Annotated in this window: 17 protein-coding genes; 12 read left to right on the top strand and 5 right to left on the bottom strand. The window is 62.2% G+C overall.

All coding sequences use genetic code 11. The features are described from left to right. The first annotated feature begins 648 nt into the window (after positions 1-648). Complete coding sequence (locus DWU99_RS20025; protein WP_233511231.1) at positions 649-1,941, top strand: DUF5690 family protein; 1,293 nt, start codon at positions 649-651, stop codon at positions 1,939-1,941. 108 nt (positions 1,942-2,049) lie between these two features. On the opposite strand, the gene phnN is transcribed toward DWU99_RS20025, so the two are convergent. Genes phnN through phnF form a run of 3 tightly spaced genes read right to left on the bottom strand, consistent with a single transcriptional unit; the run spans position 2,050 to position 3,997 of the window. Then, positions 2,050-2,613: a phosphonate metabolism protein/1,5-bisphosphokinase (PRPP-forming) PhnN gene (gene phnN / locus DWU99_RS20030; RefSeq protein WP_115479869.1), complete on the bottom strand. Its 564-nt coding sequence runs from the start codon at positions 2,611-2,613 to the stop codon at positions 2,050-2,052. Continuing rightward, positions 2,610-3,266, bottom strand: coding sequence for a DUF1045 domain-containing protein (locus DWU99_RS20035; RefSeq protein ID WP_115479870.1), 657 nt, complete (start codon positions 3,264-3,266; stop codon positions 2,610-2,612). Before DWU99_RS20035 ends, phnN begins: the two co-directional genes overlap by 4 nt. Continuing rightward, positions 3,266-3,997 (bottom strand): phosphonate metabolism transcriptional regulator PhnF, encoded by a 732-nt coding sequence (gene phnF, locus DWU99_RS20040; protein ID WP_115479871.1) that lies wholly within the window; start codon positions 3,995-3,997, stop codon positions 3,266-3,268. Before phnF ends, DWU99_RS20035 begins: the two co-directional genes overlap by 1 nt. A 136-nt stretch (positions 3,998-4,133) precedes the next feature. Here phnF and phnG point away from each other — a divergent pair, with 136 nt between their 5' ends. The 10 genes from phnG to DWU99_RS20090 all read left to right on the top strand — a co-directional run bounded on the left by phnG (position 4,134) and on the right by DWU99_RS20090 (position 16,182). Continuing rightward, positions 4,134-4,580 carry a phosphonate C-P lyase system protein PhnG gene (phnG, locus tag DWU99_RS20045; RefSeq protein ID WP_115479872.1) on the top strand — a complete coding sequence of 149 codons (447 nt, stop codon included), beginning with the start codon at positions 4,134-4,136 and terminating at the stop codon, positions 4,578-4,580. Beyond that, positions 4,577-5,248 (top strand): phosphonate C-P lyase system protein PhnH, encoded by a 672-nt coding sequence (gene phnH / locus DWU99_RS20050; protein ID WP_115479873.1) that lies wholly within the window; start codon positions 4,577-4,579, stop codon positions 5,246-5,248. The genes phnG and phnH overlap by 4 nt, the downstream gene beginning before the upstream one ends. Continuing rightward, positions 5,249-6,436 carry a carbon-phosphorus lyase complex subunit gene (locus DWU99_RS20055; protein WP_115479874.1) on the top strand — a complete coding sequence of 396 codons (1,188 nt, stop codon included), beginning with the start codon at positions 5,249-5,251 and terminating at the stop codon, positions 6,434-6,436. After that, complete coding sequence (locus tag DWU99_RS20060) at positions 6,433-7,266, top strand: alpha-D-ribose 1-methylphosphonate 5-phosphate C-P-lyase PhnJ (protein WP_115479875.1); 834 nt, start codon at positions 6,433-6,435, stop codon at positions 7,264-7,266. Before DWU99_RS20055 ends, DWU99_RS20060 begins: the two co-directional genes overlap by 4 nt. Beyond that, positions 7,263-8,033, top strand: coding sequence for a phosphonate C-P lyase system protein PhnK (gene phnK, locus DWU99_RS20065; RefSeq protein ID WP_115479876.1), 771 nt, complete (start codon positions 7,263-7,265; stop codon positions 8,031-8,033). Before DWU99_RS20060 ends, phnK begins: the two co-directional genes overlap by 4 nt. Continuing rightward, complete coding sequence (phnL, locus tag DWU99_RS20070; protein WP_115479877.1) at positions 8,030-8,731, top strand: phosphonate C-P lyase system protein PhnL; 702 nt, start codon at positions 8,030-8,032, stop codon at positions 8,729-8,731. Before phnK ends, phnL begins: the two co-directional genes overlap by 4 nt. Positions 8,732-8,781: 50 nt before the next feature. Beyond that, positions 8,782-9,924, top strand: a complete 1,143-nt coding sequence (locus tag DWU99_RS20075; RefSeq protein WP_115479878.1) for an alpha-D-ribose 1-methylphosphonate 5-triphosphate diphosphatase — start codon at positions 8,782-8,784, stop codon at positions 9,922-9,924. 703 nt (positions 9,925-10,627) lie between these two features. Then, positions 10,628-13,300 carry a TonB-dependent receptor gene (locus tag DWU99_RS20080; RefSeq protein WP_115479879.1) on the top strand — a complete coding sequence of 891 codons (2,673 nt, stop codon included), beginning with the start codon at positions 10,628-10,630 and terminating at the stop codon, positions 13,298-13,300. Between the two features lie 77 nt (positions 13,301-13,377). Next, positions 13,378-15,405 carry a tetratricopeptide repeat-containing sulfotransferase family protein gene (locus tag DWU99_RS20085; RefSeq protein WP_115479880.1) on the top strand — a complete coding sequence of 676 codons (2,028 nt, stop codon included), beginning with the start codon at positions 13,378-13,380 and terminating at the stop codon, positions 15,403-15,405. 180 nt (positions 15,406-15,585) lie between these two features. After that, the gene (locus tag DWU99_RS20090) at positions 15,586-16,182 is read left to right on the top strand and encodes a DUF4124 domain-containing protein (protein WP_115479881.1); all 597 of its coding nucleotides are present in this window, start codon (positions 15,586-15,588) and stop codon (positions 16,180-16,182) included. A 34-nt stretch (positions 16,183-16,216) separates the two neighbouring features. Here the strand turns inward: DWU99_RS20090 and DWU99_RS20095 are convergent, their stop codons facing one another. After that, positions 16,217-16,660 (bottom strand): hypothetical protein, encoded by a 444-nt coding sequence (locus DWU99_RS20095; RefSeq protein WP_115479882.1) that lies wholly within the window; start codon positions 16,658-16,660, stop codon positions 16,217-16,219. A gap of 67 nt (positions 16,661-16,727) precedes the next feature. After that, positions 16,728-18,944 (bottom strand): toll/interleukin-1 receptor domain-containing protein, encoded by a 2,217-nt coding sequence (locus tag DWU99_RS20100; protein WP_115479883.1) that lies wholly within the window; start codon positions 18,942-18,944, stop codon positions 16,728-16,730. A 292-nt stretch (positions 18,945-19,236) separates the two neighbouring features. Between DWU99_RS20100 and DWU99_RS20105 the strand changes: the two genes are divergently transcribed. Continuing rightward, positions 19,237-20,910: a hypothetical protein gene (locus DWU99_RS20105; protein ID WP_115479908.1), complete on the top strand. Its 1,674-nt coding sequence runs from the start codon at positions 19,237-19,239 to the stop codon at positions 20,908-20,910. Positions 20,911-21,372: the final 462 nt, after the last annotated feature.

Raw genomic sequence — 21,372 nt, forward strand, 5'->3', positions numbered from 1 at the left:
CAGCGATGCCTAACGCCCGTGATGACTTCACGGCGTTCGAACGCTGATCCGATGGATGGAACCTGCAACAGGCGGGTCGATCGTGCCTTCAAAAAAGGCTAGGTATGCTTTGTTTCAGCACGATGATGTTGAACGATCAAAATCATGTTTCGCACTGGTTTTCACGACAATTTGCGCCGCTTGCGCGCACCGTCGATGCCATGATGAATCGATGCCGACAGTGGAATGGAAAGTTTCTTGTCCGTGCGATGTCAACGCTTATCGCTGGCTTAGCGTGCCAAGCCAAATGGATGGAATCTGTCTTGAGGCTTGCGACGATAACGTTACGTGACTCGCGTTGAGATATTGAAAGCGCCATCGCTCGCCGCGAACGCTGGAACGTGTACCGGATCCGCCCCTCCCCCTGCGCAGCAGGGGGAGGCTGGGAGGGGGTAACGCTCTTGCTTCGCACAAAGGCTTCACCCCACCCCAGCCCTCCCCTGCTGCACGCAGGGGAGGGGATTTGCTGCGTCCTCGCCGCGCATCCCACCATGCGGGAAATCGCCGCGTAGACCAAACCGCCTGAGCGGCTAGCCGTCGCCACGCCACTGTAACCTGCGCCGGTCACCCTTCCGGCACTGCCGTATCGGCTGGTTCCGGGTGGTTCTCGTGTCGTTTTCATCGGGTCTTCGCCGCCATCCCATGGCGATCAATCTGCTGGCCGGCGGCGCCGCGTTCCTGGCTTATGCGTCGATGTACGCGTTCCGCAAGCCGTTCACGGCAGCCGCCTTCGAAGGCATGCACTTTGCGGGCGTCGATTACAAAGTCTGGCTGGTGATCGCGCAGGTCATGGGCTACATGCTCAGCAAGGTGCGCGGCATCACCTGGATCGCGGAAATCCAGCGCCAGCGCCGCGCACGCACCCTGGCCGGCCTGATCGGCTTTTCGTGGATCGCCCTGCTCGGCTTCGCGCTGATTCCCGCGCCGTGGAACATCCCCTTTCTGTTCCTCAACGGGTTGCCGCTGGGCATGGTGTGGGGCGTGATCTTCGGTTATCTGGAAGGGCGCCGCGGCACCGAGTTGATGGGCGCGCTCATGTGCGGCAGCTTCATCGTGGGATCGGGCGTGGTGAAGTCGGTGGGCATGTGGCTGATGGTGGGCTGCCACGTCACCGAATTCTGGATGCCTTTCATGACCGGGCTGTTGTTCATCCTGCCGCTTTATGTGGCCACGTGGATACTCGAGCACCTGCCCGCGCCCGATGCCGCCGACATCGCGGCGCGCAGCGTGCGCGTTCCCATGGATGCCGCCACCCGCCGCGCGTTTCTTGCGCGCTTCCTGCCCGGCATCGCGATGATCGTGATGGCCTATGTGGCGCTGACGGTGACGCGCGATTTCCGCGACAACTTCGCGGCGGAAATCTGGAGCGATCTCGGCCGCGGCGGCGATGCCTCGGTGTTCACCGAAACCGAGGTGCCGATCGCCATCGCCGTGTTGATCATCACGGCTTTCACGATGATCGTGCGCGACAACCTCAAGGCGTTGATGCTCAACCACGTGCTGATTTTCGGCGGCTTCGCGATCGCGACCTTCGCCACCTGGCTGCACAACCACGGGATGATCGATCCGCTGGGCTGGATCGGTTTCAGCGGCTTCGGGCTTTACCTGGCTTACGTGCCGTACAACGCCACCTTTTTCGAACGCATGCTGGCGACGTTTCGCGTGACCGGCAATGTGGGTTTCATCATGTATATCGCCGACAGCAGCGGATACATGGGCAGCGTGCTGGTGATTCTGGTCAAGGAATTCGGCGGCATGCATCTTTCGTGGGCGACGTTCTATGCCGACACGGTGATGACCTTGTCGAGTGTCGGCATGCTGATTACTTTGCTGTCTGCGCTGTACTTTCATGAGAAAGCACGGCGCGCGAAAGGACTGGTTGCAGTGCCTGCCGCGGCTTGACTCCTCCCCCTGCTTGCAGGGGGAGGTTGGGAGGGGGTCGCTTGCACGGGCGTCGACGCAAGATGGTTTGACCCCTCCCCAACCCTCCCCTGCAAGCAGGGGAGGGAGTTATGTATTGGCGAGGTTGTGGCGACCGGATCGAATCGTCTGCAATAAATGTGCACCGGCGCTCGCAAGGCTGCCGTCGTTGCGGATCACCACGCTGCCCGGCGGAACCGGATACGCGCTCAGGCGTGCGATGCGCGCGGCGATCTCGTCTTCCGATTCGCGTCCACGCGCGGCAAGGCGGCTGGCGATCGCTTGCGGGCTGGCGGTGATCAACACGGGCCGCAATGCCGGAAAGCGCTCGCAGGCCATCGCAAGCGCCCCGCGCGATCCGTTCACCAGGACATCGGCGCCCCGCGCCAGCCAGTGCGCCACTTCATTGCCGATGCCATAGTGGAGCCCGTGCGCTTCCCACGTCAGCGCGAACAGGCCACGCTGCTCGCGCGAGCGAAACTCCTCTTCGCTCAACGCTACGTGATTTTCGCCGCCCGCATGCGCAGGACGAGTGATATAGCGATGCGCGCACAGCACGCCATGCGCCACACCATGTTCGCGTACCCACGCCAACACGCTGTCCTTGCCCACGCCGGATGGGCCCATCACGTAATACAGGCAACCTTCACTCATGCCGCTTTTCCTGCACCGAATGGCATCCGTTCGATCTGCTCGAAAGGCTGTCCGGGTTCTTTTTCGCAGCAGATGGTGAGCGCATCGATACGCGCAGACGCGAGGTTCGCCACCCTGGGCGAAAGCCATTCGCGCAACGCCTGTTCTTCGACGTCGCTGGCCGGCGCCGACAAGGTCATGTGGAAGCGATAACGATCCAGCACGTACGGATAACCGTATTCGCGAAACAGTGCGAGTTCGGTTTCATCGAGATGCGGGGCTCTTCGTTGCCATGCGGCTTCGGTGCCAGGCGCGCGCAACGCGTTCAGGCGACGCACGCAATGTTCGGACAACGCTTTGACATCACCCTCGTCAACGGACGGTCGCAATGCCAGGAATGCCGCGAGCCGATCCAGATGCAAGGGCAGTTCGATCACGCTCGCTTGTTGCGCGATGTCGGCGACGATGCACCGCAGATCGGCGTAGCTTGCCGGCTCGGCCAGCGCGAACGGCGCACAAAGCGTGGCATGCCAGCCGTAGCGGCGCACATGTGTCGTGAGTGCGCGCAGACGTTCCGGCGCGATGCCCGGCACGGTTTCGGTGGACAGCCATTCCCGCCCGAAGGTGTCCAGCCCGCTGCCCGCGGCTGGACAGAAATACACGGCATAACGCATCAATGATCCGCCATCAGTACGAGCTGCACCCAATCGCCCGAGAAGCGCGTGACGCCATATTGCACCGGCACGCCGCGCGTGTCGGCATTGATCGATTGCACGTACAGCACCGGGCGGTTCGCCGGCTGTTTCATCAGGCGCGCGGTGTTGGCGTCCGGAAGGCGCGCGGAAACGCGGGTGTGCTTGCGCTCGTAGTCGGCGACGCCGAATTCGGCGAGCGTGCGCGTGACGGAGCGCAACCGGCGGTAGACGGCGGGCAGTCCGTTGAAGCGCGCGGCGGGAAAGTAGGCCGTGCTGTAGTCGACGATGTGGCCGTCGGCGCGGTCCAGCGTTTCGATGCGGTACACGTAGTCGTTGCGATCCATGCCCAGCGCCTGCGCCACCTGCGGCGGCGGGATCTCGCGCGCATCTTCGAGAAACTCCATGTCCGCTTCGACGTTGAGATTGCGCATGTTCTGCGTGAAGCGCGTGCGGCGGCTGATGACGTAATCCATCGTCTGCTCTTGCACGAAGGTGCCGCGCCCCTGTTCGGTGCGCACCAGGTTGCGCTCTTCCAGCGCGGCGATGGCGCGGCGCACCGTGTGGCGGTTGACGTCGAAGCGCGCGGCCAGCTCCTGCGCCGAAGGCAGCTGTTCGCCCTGGCGCAGCTGGCCTTTGAGAATGTCCGACGCAAGGATGCCGCTGATCTGGCTCCACAGCGCCACGCCCCGTCCCCGTTCGATTTCGCTCATACCACGTCCTCAACCTGTCTATTCACCGTCATGGCAACGGCACGCTGGCCTGTTGCAATGGTCCACAAGGGGCGCCATCCGGGCGCCGCAGCCTGTCTAGATAACTAGACATTTGTGACAAGCCTAGGAACACCCCATGGACACCTCCCCCCACTTGGCGCGCCAGCAATGGATGTCGCTGCTGGCACAGGCCGATCCGGCCGAGCTGGCGCTGGCGATGGACGCTTTTGCGCCGCCGGCCGACATGTCCTGGCTGCGCCCGGCACAGACGGGTCTCTACATGTTGCGCGGCCGGATCGGGGGCACCGGTCCGCAGTTCAATTTCGGCGAAATCACCGTCACCCGCTGCAGCGTGCAGGCCGGCGGCCAGATCGGCCACGCCTGGGTGCGCGGCAGCAATACGCGCCACGCGGAGCTGGCGGCGCTGGCCGATGCGATGTTGCAGGATGCCGGTCGGCATGCGTCGCTGCGCCTGCAGGTGATCGAACCGCTGCGCCGTTCGCTGGATCGCCGCCGCGACGACGCCAGCCGCAAGGCTGCCGCAAGCAAGGTCGAATTCTTCACCGTGGTGCGGGGTGAATGATGCTGGCTGCCTTTGCCAACCCCGTTTTCGACAGCCAGCGCACCTTCCGTGAATTGCTGCAGGCGATGGCGCGCCCCGCCGTGCCGCGCCCGCTGCCCGTTCTGCCCCCCTCGCCCGCGCCGATTGCATCGGCCGCGATGGCGATCGTGCTGACGCTTTGCGATGCGACGACCTCCGTCTGGCTGCAGCAGCCGGAGGACGAGGCGGTTCGCCACGTGCGTTTTCATGCCGGCCTGAAGCTGGTGGAACAACCGCAGGATGCCGACTTCGCGCTGATCACCGATCCCGTTTCGATGCCGCCGCTGGAGGCGTTCGCGCGCGGCGACATGCGCTATCCGGATCGTTCGGCCAGCCTGATCATCCAGGCTGCCGCCATCAGCTCCTCCCCCTGCGTGCAGGGGGAGGTTGGGAAGGGGCCGCTCGCACTTGCCTCGACGCAAGACAGTGCAACCCCACCCCAACCCTCCCCTGCAAGCAGGGGAGGGAGCAAATTCGCCGGTCCTGGAATTCGCGACACCGAAACCGTCGCCATCGACGGATTGCCCGGCGACTTCTGGCAACAACGTACCGCACTCGCCGCGCAGCTTCCGCTCGGCATCGATCTGTTTTTCGTCGCCGGGCAGCAAGTGCTTGCCTTGCCGCGCACGACTCGCCTGCTGGAGGGCTGAATGTACGTTGCCGTAAAAGGTGGCGAGCAAGCGATCGCTCGTTCGCTGGAATTGTTGGCCGAGGCGCGTCGCGGCAACACTGCCGTGCCGGAACTGGAACTTGCGCAAATCCGCGAACAGCTGCGCCTGGGCGTGGCGCGCGTGATGCAGGAAGGCTCCTTGTACGACGAGGATCTCGCCGCGCTGGCCATCCGCCAGGCAGCGGGCGACATGCTGGAAGCGATTTTCCTGCTGCGCGCCTACCGCACCACCTTGCCGCGCTTCGGTTACACGCTGCCGCTGGATACCACGGCGATGCGCGTGCGCCGTCGCGTATCGGGCACGTTCAAGGATATTCCGGGCGGCCAGGTGCTGGGTCCCACCTACGACTACACGCAACGCCTGCTGGAATTCGATGTGGCGCCGGTCCCGCACGTGGCACCCGCCGAAGCACCGCTGCCATCGAACATGCCGCGCGTGCTCGATCTGCTGGATGCCGAAGCGCTGATCGAGCGCATCGAACCCGGCAACGATCCCGAGCCGATCGATCTCACCCGCGAACCGCTCACCTTCCCCGCCGATCGCGCCACCCGTTTGCAGAATCTGTCGCGCGGCGACGAAGGTTTTCTGCTGGGCATGGCGTATTCCACGCAGCGCGGCTATGCCGAGAGCCATCCGTTCGCCGGCGAAATTCGCATGGGCGAAGTGGATGTGAGCGTATGCCCGGAAGAACTCGGCTTCGTCATCGAGATCGGCGCGATCGTGCTGACGGAATGCCAGATGATCAATCAGTTCCATGGCGGCAACGGCGTGCCGCCGCAATTCACGCGCGGCTACGGCTTGACCATGGGCGAGGGCGAGCGCAAGGCGATGTCGATGGCTTTGGTCGATCGCGCCTTGCGTTGCGATGAACTCGCCGAACCGAACTACGCGCCCGCGCAGAATCAGGAATTCGTGCTGTCGCATTCGGACAGCGTGGAAGCGTCTGGCTTCGTGCAGCATCTGAAGCTGCCGCATTACGTGGATTTCCAGGCGGAGTTGTCGCTATTGCGAACGCTCGCCGCACAACACGCTGCTCCTCCCCCTGTAAAACAGGGGGAGGCTGGGAGGGGGTCGCCCGCACTTGCCCCGGCGCAAGAGTGTGCAACCCCACCCCAACTCTCCCCTGTTGCACAGGGGAGGGAGTCGATCGAGGTGCAAGGAACATGACCTACAACTTCGCCTTCCTCGACGAAGACACCAAGCGCATGTTGCGCCGCGCGCTGCTGAAAGCCGTGGCGATTCCCGGTTACCAGGTTCCGTTCGGCAGCCGAGAAATGCCGCTGCCGTATGGCTGGGGCACGGGCGGCATCCAGGTCACGGCAGCCTTGCTTGGACCTGACGATGTGCTGAAAGTGATCGACCAGGGCGCGGACGACACCACCAATGCGGTGAATATCCGCCGCTTTTTCAGCCGAGTCGCGGGCGTCGCCACGACGGAACACACCGCCGACGCCACGCTGATCCAGACGCGCCACCGCATTCCTGAAACATCGCTGCGCGAAGATCAGATCCTTGTGTTCCAGGTGCCCGAGCCCGAACCGCTGCGCACCCTGGAACCTCGCGAAGCCGAAACGCGCACCTTGCATGCGCTGGCCGACTACGGATTGATGCACGTGAAGTTGTACGAGGACATTGCCCAGTATGGACACATCGCCACCAGCTACGACTACCCGGTGTTGGTCGACGGGCGCTTTTTGACCTCGCCGTCGCCGATTCCGAAGTTCGACAACCCCAAGCTCGACCGCTCCCCGGCGTTGATGCTGTTCGGTGCGGGGCGCGAAAAACGTCTTTACGCGATACCGCCTTACACGCGGGTGGAGAGCCTGGCCTTCGACGATCATCCGTTCGAGATTCAGCGTTGGGAGCATCAGTGCGAGCTGTGCGGTTCCGGCGAAAGTTATCTGGACGAGGTCGTCGTCGACGATCGCGGCACACGCATGTTCGTGTGTTCCGACACCGATTTCTGCAGCGGTCGCCGCGTGGAGGCACAGGCATGAGCGCGCTGTTGCAAGTACGCGGCCTGAGCCGCCATTACGGGCAGCGCGTCGGCTGCGAGGATGTGAGCTTCGATCTGCATCCGGGCGAGTTGCTGTGCATCGTGGGCGAATCGGGTTCCGGCAAGTCGACCTTGCTCAACACCGTGGCCGCGCAACTGGCGCCTTCTTCCGGCTCGGTGCGGTATCGCCAGCGCAGCGGCGGCTGGCTTGAACTGAGCGCGTTGAGCGAAGCCGACCGTCGGCGCCTGGCGCGCGAGGAATGGGGCTTCGTCACGCAGAATCCGCGCGACGGGTTGCGCCTCAACGTGAGTGCAGGCGCCAATGTCGCCGAACGCCTGATGGCGCTTGGCATGCGCAATTACAGCCAGCTTCGCCACATCGCACGGGGCTGGCTGGAGCGCGTGGAGATCGATCCCGCGCGCATCGACGACGCGCCGACCAGCTTTTCGGGCGGCATGCAGCAACGCCTGCAGATCGCGCGCACCCTGGTGACGCAACCGCGGCTGGTGTTCATGGACGAGCCGACAGCCGGCCTGGACGTATCGGTGCAGGCGCGCATTCTCGATCTGTTGCGCAGGCTGGTGAACGAACTGGGCCTGGCCGCCGTGATGGTGACGCACGACCTGGCCGTGGCACGCCTGCTCGCCGCACGCACGATCGTGATGCAGGGCGGACGCGTGGTCGAAACCGGACTCACCGACCAGATCCTCGACGATCCGCAACATCCGTACACGCAATTGCTCGTTTCTTCGGTGCTGACGACATGACCGCCGCCTTGATGCTCGAACTGCGCGACCTTAGCAAGTCGTTTGAACTGCACCATCAGCACGGCGCCCGCCTGAACGTGCTGCGCGGCCTGGATCTGCGCCTGCACGCAGGCGAATGCGTGGTGCTGTCCGGTCCGTCCGGCGCGGGCAAGAGCACGCTGCTGCGCGTGATCTACGCCAATTACCGTCCCACCTTCGGCGCGGTGCATGTGCGTCACGCCGATCGCTGGCTCGACCTCGCCAAGGCGACGCCGCACGAAGTGCTGGATGTGCGCCGCCACACCCTGGGTTACGTCAGTCAGTTTCTGCGCGTGATCCCGCGCGTGCCGGCGCTGGACATCGTCGCCGAGCCCTTGCTGCAAGCGGGCGTGGACGAACAGGAGGCAAGGCGGCGCGCCGGCGACCTGCTGCGTCGCCTGAATGTGCCGGAGCGTTTGTGGCCGTTGCCGCCAGGCACCTTCTCCGGCGGCGAACAGCAGCGCGTGAACATTGCGCGCGGACTGATCGTGCGACGCCCGATCGTGCTGCTGGACGAACCCACCGCATCGCTGGATGCCGAAAACCGCAACGTCGTGGCGCAGCTGCTTGCCGAAGCGCGCGCGGACGGTTCGGCGGTGCTCGGCATCTTTCATGACGAGGACATGCGCGACCGTGTCGCCACGCGCCTGTTTCCGATGCAAACCCTCGAAGCCGCTTGACCCCTGTTTTAACGACCTTCGTATCTGAGAATTTTTTCGTCGAGACCACCATGAACGATTTAGCTTTGACCAACGCGCGCATCGTGCTCGACGATGGCGTCATCCACGGCACCCTCATCTCCCGCAACGGCCTGATCCGGCTGGTGGACGAAGGATCGACGCAGGCGCCGAACGCCATCGACTGCGAAGGCGATTACATCGTTCCGGGCCTGATCGAACTGCACACCGACAATCTCGAAAAACACCTGATGCCGCGCGCCGGCGTGCTGTGGCCCTCGATTCCGGCGGTGCTGACGCATGATGCACAAGTGGTGGCCGCGGGCATCACCACCGTGTTCGATGCGCTGTCGGTGGGCGACGTGGAAGAAGAAAGCGTGCGCATCGATACCTTGCGCAGCACGTACGACGCCATTCTCGAAGGCCAGTCCACCGGTGCCTTGCGTGCCGACCACTGGATTCACCTGCGTTGCGAGCTGGCCTATCCGCGTTTGATGGAGACGCTCGAACCCTTGATGGATCACGGCAGCGTGCGGCTCATTTCGCTGATGGATCACACGCCGGGTCAGCGCCAGTACCGCGATCTGGCGCAGTACCGCAAGTACTACAGCAAGAACCACATGACCTGGTCGGAAGACGAATTCGCCGAGGTGGTGAAGCGCCGCACCGAACAGCAGGCGCAATACAGCGCCAAGCATGAAAACGCCGTACTGACGATGATCCATGGGCGCAACATGGTGCTCGCCAGTCACGACGATACCGATGCGCAGCAAGTGGAACACGCACGGCGCATCGGCGTGACGATTTCCGAATTCCCGACCACGCAGGAAGCCGCCGACGCGGCGCATGCGCACGGACTCACGACGATCATGGGCGCGCCCAATGTCGTGCGCGGCGGCTCGCATTCGGGCAATGTCGCGGCGCTGGAATTGGCGCGTACCGATCGTCTGGACATGTTGTCGTCCGACTACGTTCCGGCCAGCTTGCTGCACGGTGCTTTCCTGCTGCATACGCTGGCCGGCTGGTCGATGCCCAAGGCGATGGCGACGGTGAGCCGCAATCCGGCCAAGGCGCTCGGCTTTGACGATCGCGGCTCGTTGAAAGCCGGTATGCGTGCAGACGTCGTGCGTATGCGCGCGGTGGATGGTCTGCCTATCGTGCGCAATGTTTGGGTGAACGGGCAGCGTGCGTTCTAACACGCTACACATCACACTCCCTCCCCTGCCTGCAGGGGAGGGTTGGGGTGGGGTCGAGCACTCTTGCGGTACGGCAAGTGCAAGCGACCCCCTCCCAACCTCCCCCTGCTTCGCAGGGGGAGGAGCGAAGCGCGTCTGTGTTTGCAGTCAGCGCGATGGTGACTTAGGGCGTTTGCATTCCCCCGTGCACCATTCGTCTCTCACCGTCATTCCGGCGAAGGCCGGAATCCAGTGTCGATATGCGTCCAAAGGACACAAAACCTTTTTTCGAGTGCTTCGCACGATGTATTGAAACTGGATTCCGGCCTTCGCCGGAATGACGGTGAGGCTTCGATGCGTGTGGCGAATAACTACAAACTTCCGGTCTGAAGTTTCAATCGTTTCATTCGCACACAATCCCATCGCGCGATAACCGCAGACCAACCCGCTCACACAAACGTGCTCGCAATACAAATCCCTACCTACGCAATTTCATGCGTAAATCCGCGCAGAAAACGCATGTCATCGTTCATACGTCCAAAAGACATCCCATTGCCACACGCATTCGCAGCCCTATGCACGTATGTAAAGACATAGACAGCTGACGAACTTGGCTAGACCACGTCACAAGCGTTTCATCGCGGTTAACTAGCCTTCCCAGGGTTGCAGTATCAGGCCTTTGTGCCGGCGCCTTCCGGCTAATACACCCTTGGGGGATACCATCTTGAAGATCAATCCAATCACCTGCGCGGTGTTGGCCGCGCTCGCGGTGAGTCGCGTGTCTTACGCCGACGGCACCACGCCGCCTGCACCGGTTGCTCAGCCCAATCAGACGGTCGCCCAATCGTCCCAACCGGCGCAGAGCGGTCCGTCCGCCAATGCCGCCGATCCGGCGAACGCCGCCAATGCATCCACGCTCGGCACGGTCACCGTGACGGCGCAGCACACGGTGCAGGACATCCAGGACGTGCCGATCACGATCCAGGCGTTCACCGGCAATACCTTGCAGCAGTTGAACGTCACATCGTTCGACGACCTGATCAAATACCTGCCCAACGTGACCTTTGCGGCGAATGGTCCTGGCCAGGGCAACATCTACATGCGCGGCCTGAGCACCGGCTTCCTCGGCAATCAGTCCAGCGCGACCATCGCACCGTTCCCGAACGTGGCCGTCTACCTGGACGACCAGTCCATGCAGTTCCCCGCGCGTAATCTCGACGTCTACATGGTCGACATGGAGCGCGTGGAAGTGCTCGAGGGTCCGCAGGGCACGCTGTTCGGCGGCGGCGCCGAAGCGGGTGTCGTGCGCTACATCACCAACAAGCCGAACCTGGACAAGGTGAGCGGCAGCGCCGAAGCCAGTGTCGGCGTCACCGACGGCGGCGCTCCGAACAATTCGGCAAACGCGGTGCTGAACCTGCCGATCATTCCCGGTACGTTTGCCGTGCGTGGCGTGATCTACAACGATCATCAGGGCGGTTACATCGACAACGTGCCGAGCACGTACACGCGCCAGCCCACGGATGGCGGCGGCGCGATGGCTCCTTACGTGGCCGCGGGCGGCACGTCGGTTTTCAATAACTATTCCGTCGCGCAAAACAATTGGAATCCGGTCGACACCCAGGGTGCGCGCCTGTCCGCGCTGTGGAAGATCAACGACAACTGGAACTTCCTCATCGCCGAGAGCTACCAGAACCTGGATGCCAAGGGCCAGTCTTCGACGTATCCGGTCGGCTCCGATGGCGAGACGCTGGGCACCGATCAGATCACCGCGTTCGTGCCGGGTTGGAACAACGACCATTACACCAACAGCGCCTGGACCTTGAATGGCCAGGTCGGCGACCTGTCGTTGGTGTACACCGGCGGCTATACCAATCGCCGCATCAGCGAGCAGCAGGACTACACCAACTACTCGCGCAGCGCGGGCGGCATGTATTACCAATGCACCGGTACGTCGGCGGGTCTGTCCAGCGCCGGCAAGCCGATCTGCTATTCGCCGGCCGGTTATTGGAACGACACGGTGGGAAGCACGCACCAGAGCCATGAGTTGCGGTTGAGCACGCCGGAAGACTATCGCTTCCGTGTCACCGGCGGTCTTTACTACGAAGACTTCGACATTCAAGACCACATGCGCTTCAACTACCTCACGATTCCGTCGTGTACGCCGGCAAATCTCGCCGGCGCTCTCGCCGGTGGCAACCCGTGCGTAGCCGTCGCGGAGTCCTCGCCGGGTGTCACGCTTCCCGCGGGCACGGCCTTCGGCGAAAACACGGACCGCGGCTACAAGCAGGAGGCCGCGTTCGGCTCGATGTCGTATGACATCATCCCGGATGTCCTGACCGCGACCGTCGGCACGCGCTATTACCACTACTCCGAGTGGCAGACCGGTACCGAGTTCTACACCACCACCGCCCAGGTGAACGTCCCCAACGGTACCTATGTGGGCGACGACACCGTGATGAACTACCACCAGACCTATCACGGCTTTAAGAGCCGTGCGAACCTGGAGTGGCACATCACGCCGGATATGATGGTGTATTACACCTTCTCGCAAGGCTTCCGCCCGGGCGGTTTCAACCGCACCAGTTCGGACGTGGCCAAGCTCGATGGCGAGCCGCAGTACAAGAAGCCGATCAGCTACGCGCCCGACACGCTGACCAACAACGAAATCGGCTTCAAGTCCACGTTCTTCAATGACCGCCTGTTGCTCAACGCCTCTGCTTATGACATGCGCTGGGACAACGTGCAGATGCAGTTCTTCAACCCGCTGGTGCTGGGCAATACCACCTTCGCGGTAAACGGGCCGAACTACAAGGTCGACGGCCTGGAAGTGCAGTTCCAGGGGAAGATCACCGAGGGCCTCTCGATCATCGGCTCGGGTTCGCTCAACCATGCCAAGCAGACCAACTCGCCGTGCCTGGTGAACAACATCCCGGGTTCGCCCGGCTACAACACGTGTATCGTCCAAACGGGCGCCATTGGCGACGTGTCGTCGTTCACCAATCCGTTCGGCAATGTCGGCAGCGTGCCGGCCTTCTCGCCCCGTTCGCAGTACAACATGCGTCTGCGTTACGACTGGACGTTTAACGGCGGCTTCAAGGCGTTCGCGCAGGCTGGCTTCAATCGCACCGGTTCGATGTACAACCAGCCGGCGACCTATCCGAGCGGTGCTGGCGTGACCGATGTCACCACGGTGGAACTGCGTTACCTGCAAGGTGGCTACACCACCGTCGATGCATCGATCGGCGTGGCCAAAGACAACTGGGACGTGTCGCTCTACGGCACCAACCTGACCGACAACCATGCCAGCGTGTTCACGTCCTCGGCTCAGTTCATCGAGTCGGAAGTGCCGATCCGTCCGCGCGTGCTGGGTGTGAAGGTCGGCTTCAAGTTCTAAACCTGCCTCTCCGCTGGCAGGCACGTAGAATAGGGTGGGCGCAAGCCCACCCTCTTTTTTAAGGTTGTTGATCACCGATGAGCACCACGGCAACCGGCTCCGATCCCGTCTCCTTCGAGCAGGACATCGAGCACATCCGCCAACTGCAAAGAGACGGGCAGTACGCGCAAGCCTTGCACGCAGCGCAGACCTTGCTGGTCGAGACGCCAGGCGATTATCAGGCGCTCTATCTGATGGCCCGCAGCCAGCGCTATCTGGGGCAGATCGATGCCGCGCTGCAAACGCTGGCGCACATGGAGCACGAACATCCACGCTACAGCCGGCTGCACGAGGAACGCGGCCATTGTTACGTGGTGCTACGCGACGCACGGCATGCGATAGACGCCTTGCTGCACGCCGTCAACATCAACCCTGCCTTGCCTTCGAGCTGGAACCTGCTCGAAGGTCTTTACCGCATGACCGGCGATACGGCCAATGCCGCCACGGCCGCTTCGCATGTCGCCACGCTCAAGCGCCTGGCGCCCGAGGTCGTGCACGCGACCAGCCATTTCTCGGACGGCGAGTTCGATGCCGCCGAACAAATCATTCGCCCTTACCTGCTCAAGGTGGGCAACGATGTCGAAGCCATGCGCCTGCTTGCCCGCGTCGGCCTGGCGCGCCAGGTGTTCGACGATGCGGAAATATTGCTCGAAGCGGTACTGAAGATCGCTCCTGACTATCGCGCGGCACGCTACGACTATGCCTGCGCATTGTTCGAGCGACATCTGTACCAGCGTGCCTGCGAGGAACTCGAAAAGCTGCTTGCGATCGATCCCGATCATCTCGATTACCGCACGCTGTACGCCAGCGCGAGTGTCGGCCTGGGTGAACACGATCGCGCGATCGCGCTGTACCAGAAGCTTTTGCAGGATGCGCCGGGGGCAGCCGACCTGCACCTGTCGCTCGCGCATTCGTTAAAGACGCAGGGTCAGCAGGCCAAGGCGATCGAGGCCTATCGCGCAGCCACGGTGGCACGCCCCCATTTCGGCGACGCTTATTGGAGTCTCGCCAATCTCAAGACCTATCGTTTCTCGGATGACGAAATCGCGCGCATGCGCATCGAGGAGTCGTCGCCTGCCACGCCGCTCGTCGACCGCTATCACCTGTGCTTTGCGTTGGGCAAGGCGCTCGAAGATCGCGGCGACTACGCCGAGTCGTGGCGCCACTACGAACAGGGCAACGCGCTCAAGCGTTCCGAGAGTCGCTACCGTCCGGAGATTTTCGAGACGAATACGCGCAAGCAGATCGAAGTCTTCACGCACGAATTCTTGGCGAACCATACGGGCATCGGCGATCCTAGCGCTGAGCCCATTTTCATCGTCGGCCTGCCGCGCGCGGGTTCCACACTGATCGAACAAATTCTTGCATCGCATTCGCAAGTCGAAGGCACGCAGGAATTGGCCGATATCCCACGCATCGTGCTCGACCTGCAGGGACGCGATCCCGACCTCGACGACCCACGCTATCCCGGCGTGCTGGCCGAGATGCAGGCCGGGGATTTTCGCAAGCTCGGCGAAAAATACCTGCACGACACACGCATCTATCGCAGCGGCAAGCCGTATTTCATCGACAAGATGCCGAACAATTTCCGGCATCTCGGCCTGATCCACCTGATGCTGCCGAACGCGAAGATCATCGACGCGCGCCGCGAACCCATGGCCTGCTGCTTCAGCAATCTCAAGCAGCTGTTTGCCACCGGCCAGGAGTTCACCTACAGCATCGAGGACATCGCGCGTTACTACCGCACCTATCTCGACCTGATGCGGCACTGGGACGATGTGCTGCCCGGTCGTGTGTTGCGCGTACATCATGAAGATGTCGTCGACGATCTTGAAAGCAATGTGCGCCGCATTCTCGATTTCTGCGGCCTGCCTTTCGAACCGGGTTGCCTGGCTTTCCACAAGACCGAACGCAGCGTGCGCACGGCCAGTTCCGAGCAAGTGCGCCGCCCGATTTTCCGCGACGGCCTGGATCAATGGACGAAATACGAGCCTTACCTTTCGTCACTCAAGGATGTGCTTGGCGATGCATTGACGCGTTGTCGCGCCGACGGCACTCAGGCATGAGGCCTTCCGGTTAAGAAATCCTCGTTCTGTTTTTTTCCAGCATTTCATTTACCTCGGCAACACCCCATTGCGATCTGCGACCCGAGCTTGATAGCTTAGACGTTGGCCTGGCCATCCAGGCAACGCAGCCGGACAGCTGCGGCCATCCGTTGCCACAGGGGGCACGTCGTGGGTTCAATCATGGGATCGAGCTGGTGCAAGGCTTTTTGCGCCCTGCTTTTGTTGCTGATCGCGTCGACGCCCTTGAGTGCTCGGGCAGACATCTACAAGTGCACCAAGGGCGGCGCCATCACCTATCAAGATACGCCCTGCGAAGGCGCCAACGTGCAGGCCACCCATGTCGACGAACCGGGATCCGGCCATTTCGTGGGTTGCTTTGCTTCCGACACGGACAACCGTTTTAACCTGTCCGTCGAAATACGCGCCAATGGTGCAGGCACGTATCAGATGATCGACGAGCACAATCCTCTTGCCGCGGGAGTCACGCTTAGAGCGGCGACGAACGAGGAGCTGCAGGCGGTGAGTAACGGTCTCCATGTACAAATCACCGAAGGGCTCAGTCGCGACACCGGCCAGCCGGCGACGCTTAATGTCTACTCGGTTCGCACAGGATATCGCTATGTGGTGCACTCCACGCCTGTGGCAACGGCCATCTCACCAGGCAGTCTGTACGGCATTTATAGCGGCATAGGTTCGGAGGGGAAGTCGATCACGCTGCTCTATCGGGGTGGTGGCGTGCCGCAAACGGTTATCAAGGGAGCTTGTCCGACGTACTGATGGTGGTGTCCAGGACAGGCGGTTTCCCGCGGAGCTAAGTGTTCTTGATCGACGGATTGGCCTCGGCTGCCGCGCCACAGCCGAAGTTGAGGGGTACGCCATAGACCTTGTCCCCGAAGCGCGCAAAGAGTTGGTAGTGCCATAGGCCTTCGCTGCTCTTGTCGCGGTGAACATTGCGAATGGTGAGCTTGTTCCTTCCGGTCGACTGAAGGTTCTGGAAAATCTTTTCGTTGGGGATTCTCACCAGCCACAGGAATCCCGGGTTGTCGGCTTCGTCCAATGCGCAAAACTCGCCGTCGCTGGCGTTACCGGTAAGTGTCCAGGTGATCGAATGCGGTTCGTCGGTGCCGGAGAGCTTTTCGAACGACAAACTGTGCTTGCCGCGATTGATGATGAGAAGGTTGTCGCCCCCGTCATCGCGCGGGTCGCGATACAGCTCCACACTCATCTCGATATGCTGCGCGGTGTTGTTGTTCATGGTGAACTCCTGTCGACGAAAGATTGGGTTCCGTGCCGTCTGGTGCTTCCGTTTTCGTAACCCCTGATCAACCTGATGAGTGAGCGGTGCCGTTTTCCGCCAGAAGACGCTTCTGGAATGCAACGTTGGCCGGATAGGCGATGCGGTCGCGATGCAGAACGACGAGCAGCTGCGCATCGCGATAGCCGCTCAACCACAATTGCTGGATCAAGCGCTGCGCGTCGGCTTTGCCGCCCAATGCCAGCATCGCCTCCACCTGCAGCGACAACAGCCGCGGATCGCTCTGTCCGCTCGACTGTGTTTTTGCGGCGGCAACAACGCCCTGGCGTAACTGTTTTGCGGTATCCAGGTCGGAACTGACGTCGGCCAGCACGAGTTGCGCGGCCATGGTGGCCAACACGCAGGCGCGATCATGCGGCTGGCGCGCCAATAGCGGATCGAGCACGCTCCGTGCGGCTTGCGCCTGCGTACGCGCGGCGTCTGCCTGTCCGGCGGCAAGCGATTCGGCGGCTTGTTCCGTCTGCGCTTCGGCCAGCTCGCGCTGCAATCTTGAATCGGTGGGACTCTGGTGAACCAGATCCGTAAGCATCGATAGCGACTGCGCAGTCAGATCGTTGGCCGGAGCCAGATCTCCGTTCAGGCGCTTCAATCGCGCCAACTGTGTCGCGTAACGGGCGAAGTCTTCCTGAAAGTCGCTGTTGTGCGGGTTGCTCTTGATCAGCCCGCTCGCCATGTCGACGGACTCTTGCAGACGATGGATGCCCACATCGTCGGCGCCTGCCAGCGCCTGCGTGCGCCCGAGAATGGCGCGTACGGTGAGCATGCTTTCGCGTTGACTGTTGTCCTCGGGATGGTTCGAACTCAGCGCGGATTCGATGGCGTCGTCGGCGCCGTACTCGGCGATGGCGGTGGCAAGGTCGCCGTGCAGGAGCGCGAGTTTTCCCAGATTGTTGTGCGCGCCGCCGAGTTCCACCGCCCACTCGGCGTTGTCGGGCTTGGCGGCAACCAGTTTCGTGGATAAGTCGAGCGCACTGCGATACGACACCTGCGCCTCGTCGAGTCGTCCGCGTGCTTCCTGCACGTGGCCGATATCGTTGTCGATCATTTCGAGGTGGAACTGCAGGTCCAGGTCAGCGCCCGCGTGTTGTTCTGCTTGCACCAGTACGTTCCGGGCTTCATCGAAGCTGCTCTGCGCGAGATCGAGTTGCCCCTGAAGCCAATGCGCCTGACCGACGAATGCCAACAGGCGCGCGTATTGCAGCTGCCTTGCCGTGTCCGTGGGTGCCCGCTTGGCCAAGGTGGCTGCAAGTGTCGATGCCGCTTCATACGACGCGATCGCTTCGGGGAGGTGACCTTGCTCCTGTCGCACCGATCCGATTTTTTCCAACGCTTTGGCACGCTCGGCAAGTACCTGGTCGGTCACATCCTTGGTCGGCATCGAGGCGAAGTAGTTCATTGCCTGGGTGTCGACGTCTTCCATGATGTCCAGGCGCTCCACCTGCTGCAGCTTGGTATTGAGATCGCCGAGCATGAAGCCGACGAGATTTTCGGCCTGCCGCTGTCGGCGCTCGGCATCCACGCGCGCGACCTCCGCCGCGTGGCGCGCCGCCAGGGCCACGATGGCGAGCGATGTCGTCACCGCCATGATCACTAATGCGGCGGCCGTGATGGCCGTCAGTCGTCGGTTGCGACGTTGCAGTTCGCGTTGTTTCAGGCTGTCGAAGCTGATGTCGAGCAGACCCGCGATCAGTTTCAGCTTGGCGTTGCGGCGGCCGTCTTTATCGGCGCGCGCATCGGCGGCAATGGGTTCGGTTTGTTGCGCGGTAAGTTGTCCATCCGCATCGAGCCGAAAACGCAGTGCCGGTGCGAAGCATTCCTCGGCTTCGCGACCTTGGCATTCGCTGGCGTTGGGTTCGCCGTCGACGATCAGGCAGAAGATGCGCTCGCTGCGGCCGAGCCGCTTGAACGCCAGCACTTCCTCCTGCACCCAGCGCGAGGTGGCCGAGCGCGGCGAGCAGATCACGATCAGGTTGGCCGATTGTGCGAGCGCTTCGTTGACCTTGCGGCCAAGGTCGGTGGCGCTGGCCAATTCGTCGCGGTCGCGGAAAATCGGGACGAGTCGTCGCGGGACGATTCCCGCCGCCGTCCGTGTGCCCACCAGCCGCGACGGAACGCGGTACGTTTCCAGGGCCTTGTGCAACCAATCGGCCCAGGATGCATCCCGGTGGCTGTAGCTGATGAAAGCGCGATACCGGAAAGCCGGCATTGCGGGGGGCTGCGCCATGACGCCTTGCACTCCCGAAGAAGGCTGCAGCCCTCCTTAGCCGGGAAATCGCCAGGATCACCGCCCGGCGAGCTTGGCCGGCCATCGGCCGTGCCAACTGCGTTCCGGACCCCTGGGATGATACACAAAATGTGAACTACATCACATTTTGCGTGCTAGGCTTCGTCGCACCGGCCATGGGGCAGCCGGGTGCGGAACGACGTGGCGGTTCGGTTGCTCGGCTATGAAGGCGTATCAGGGTCGCCTCCCGCACGGCTTCACCCCCGACCTGACATCGCGCGCGGAGGCTGCCATGACTCCCCTGGTTATCGGCGTCACCAGCCATCGCAATTTGGCCGAGTCCGAGATGGAGCTGATCCGGCAGCGTGTCCGCGACTTTTTTGATCAGCTGAAGCGAACGTTTCCCACCTTGCCGCTGGTGGCGCTATCCGCCTTGGCCGAAGGCGGCGACCAGCTGTTCGCCGCCGAAGCGCTGGCTGCAGGTGCCCGTCTGGTGGTGCCGCTGCCGCTACCGAAAGAACTGTATGTCGATGACTTTGTCGATGTTCTCGTGCGCAGCAACTTCGAACACCTCTGCGATCGTGCGGACATCATTCGCCTGCCATTGCTGAAGAGCCAATCGCGAGAGGCGCTGGAATCGCACGGCGAAGCACGCAATCGCCAATACGCCAAGGCCGGCATCTTCATCGCCAGTCACGCACACATCCTGATGACGATATGGGACGGCCAGGATTCGGGCCGTCTCGGCGGCACGGCGCAAATCGTGAAGTACTACCTGCATGGCACCTTGCCCGGCATCGTCACGCATCATCGCCAGGCGCGCCATGTACTAGGCGGTGGCGACGAACATCTGCTCTATCACATCGTCTGCTCGCGCGAAGGGTCCCAGGGCACCGTCGCCGATGGCTTGACCACGCTGCAGGCCGCATGGCGCACCGGCGACACCTTGTCTTCGGAAAATGGCCTGCCCGAAGAATTCCATGAGATGTTCCAGCAGATGGTCGAATTCAACGCCGACTGCGACAAATACGCGTCCAGCATCGCATCCGGTGCACACGCAGATCAGGCGACAGCGACGCAGAACGTCGACCGGCTGTTTCGCGCCGCCGACTGGCTGGCCATCCATTTCCAGAAGCGCGTTTTGTTGGCGTTGCGCTTGACCTACACACTTGCGGCCTTGATGGGCGTCGCCTTTGCCTGCTATGCCCATCTGGCCGCGCAGGACAACATGATTTATCTGTTCCTGGTGCTTTTCGCAGCCGGCGGCTTCGTGGCCATCCTCGCGCGCCGCCACGAATGGCATCGAAAGTACCTGGACTATCGCGCACTCGCGGAAGGTTTGCGCATTCAATCGTATTGGCGGCGCGTGGGCATTTTGAAAGACACCGACCACGAGTTTGCCCACGACAACTTTCTGCAGAAGCAGAACATCGAGCTTGGCTGGATTCGCAACGTGATGCGCGCCGTGGGTTTGCAGGCACCTGCCAAGCCCGCACCTGACGCGCTCGATGAAGTCATCAGCGAGTGGGTGGGCGAAGCAGGCAAATCGGGACAACTGCACTATTTCGAGCGAAAAGCCCTGGAAAGCACGGGGCTTCATCACATCACCGAGATGGTTGGTTCGATCAGCTTGTGGGTGGGCATTGCCATCAGCGTGTTTCTGGCCATCTTTGCCTTGAAGCTTCCGGAAACCGCCAAGACGGCACTGGTGTTGATCATGGCCGTGCTATCCATCGTTGCGGCGGTGCGGGAGGCTTACGCTTATCGGAAGGCCGACAAGGAGTTGATTCGGCAGTATCGCTTCATGCAGCGGATTTTCAGTGGTGCGCGGGCGGCGCTCGATCGCACTGATGATCCGGCGGAGAAGCGAGACATTCTTCGCTCGCTTGGCGATGCGGCGTTGACGGAGCATGCCGAGTGGACATTGATGCATCGGGAGAGGGAGGTTGAACACAGTAAGTTTTAGCGCTGTGTTCTGCGCACGTCGAGCGTTGCCTCAAGCTTGAACCGACGCAGAGTGCTTCACGCTCGTCGTCCCGGCGGAAGCCGGGACCCAGTGGCGTTGGGTTTTATTTGAACGTTATCGCCAGGTTGCTCGCCTACGCGGCGGGCGTTTCGTCCTCTCATGTGTGCGCACGCCTCACGCTCGTCGTCCCGGCGAAAGCCGGGACCCAGTGACTTTGGTTTTGGCTGTGCTGGTGCGTTATCGCCAGGTTGCTCGCCTGCGCGGCGGGCGTTTCGTCCTCTCATGTGTGCGCACGCCTCACGCTCGTCGTCCCGGCGAAAGCCGGGACCCAGTGACTTTGGCTTGTGATTGTGTTGGTGCGCGATCGCCAGATTGCTCGCCTGCGCGGCGGGCGTTTCGACCGTCTGCCGACGGCCGAGTCACTTTCTCTTGCTTGCCCAAGAGAAAGATAACCAAAGAGAA

Source organism: Dyella psychrodurans, assembly GCF_003363265.1.
GTDB classification, from domain to species: domain Bacteria; phylum Pseudomonadota; class Gammaproteobacteria; order Xanthomonadales; family Rhodanobacteraceae; genus Dyella_B; species Dyella_B psychrodurans.

Excerpts from the sequence above, each read along its gene's own strand:
- phnN (WP_115479869.1), bottom strand. The coding sequence starts at position 2,613 with ATGAGTGAAGGTTGCCTGTATTACGTGATGGGCCCATCCGGCGTGGGC.
- DWU99_RS20035 (WP_115479870.1), bottom strand. The coding sequence starts at position 3,266 with ATGCGTTATGCCGTGTATTTCTGTCCAGCCGCGGGCAGCGGGCTGGAC.
- phnF (WP_115479871.1), bottom strand. The coding sequence starts at position 3,997 with ATGAGCGAAATCGAACGGGGACGGGGCGTGGCGCTGTGGAGCCAGATC.
- phnG (WP_115479872.1), top strand. The coding sequence starts at position 4,134 with ATGGACACCTCCCCCCACTTGGCGCGCCAGCAATGGATGTCGCTGCTG.
- phnH (WP_115479873.1), top strand. The coding sequence starts at position 4,577 with ATGATGCTGGCTGCCTTTGCCAACCCCGTTTTCGACAGCCAGCGCACC.
- DWU99_RS20055 (WP_115479874.1), top strand. The coding sequence starts at position 5,249 with ATGTACGTTGCCGTAAAAGGTGGCGAGCAAGCGATCGCTCGTTCGCTG.
- DWU99_RS20060 (WP_115479875.1), top strand. The coding sequence starts at position 6,433 with ATGACCTACAACTTCGCCTTCCTCGACGAAGACACCAAGCGCATGTTG.
- phnK (WP_115479876.1), top strand. The coding sequence starts at position 7,263 with ATGAGCGCGCTGTTGCAAGTACGCGGCCTGAGCCGCCATTACGGGCAG.
- phnL (WP_115479877.1), top strand. The coding sequence starts at position 8,030 with ATGACCGCCGCCTTGATGCTCGAACTGCGCGACCTTAGCAAGTCGTTT.
- DWU99_RS20075 (WP_115479878.1), top strand. The coding sequence starts at position 8,782 with ATGAACGATTTAGCTTTGACCAACGCGCGCATCGTGCTCGACGATGGC.
- DWU99_RS20085 (WP_115479880.1), top strand. The coding sequence starts at position 13,378 with ATGAGCACCACGGCAACCGGCTCCGATCCCGTCTCCTTCGAGCAGGAC.
- DWU99_RS20090 (WP_115479881.1), top strand. The coding sequence starts at position 15,586 with ATGGGATCGAGCTGGTGCAAGGCTTTTTGCGCCCTGCTTTTGTTGCTG.
- DWU99_RS20095 (WP_115479882.1), bottom strand. The coding sequence starts at position 16,660 with ATGAACAACAACACCGCGCAGCATATCGAGATGAGTGTGGAGCTGTAT.
- DWU99_RS20100 (WP_115479883.1), bottom strand. The coding sequence starts at position 18,944 with ATGGCGCAGCCCCCCGCAATGCCGGCTTTCCGGTATCGCGCTTTCATC.
- DWU99_RS20105 (WP_115479908.1), top strand. The coding sequence starts at position 19,237 with ATGACTCCCCTGGTTATCGGCGTCACCAGCCATCGCAATTTGGCCGAG.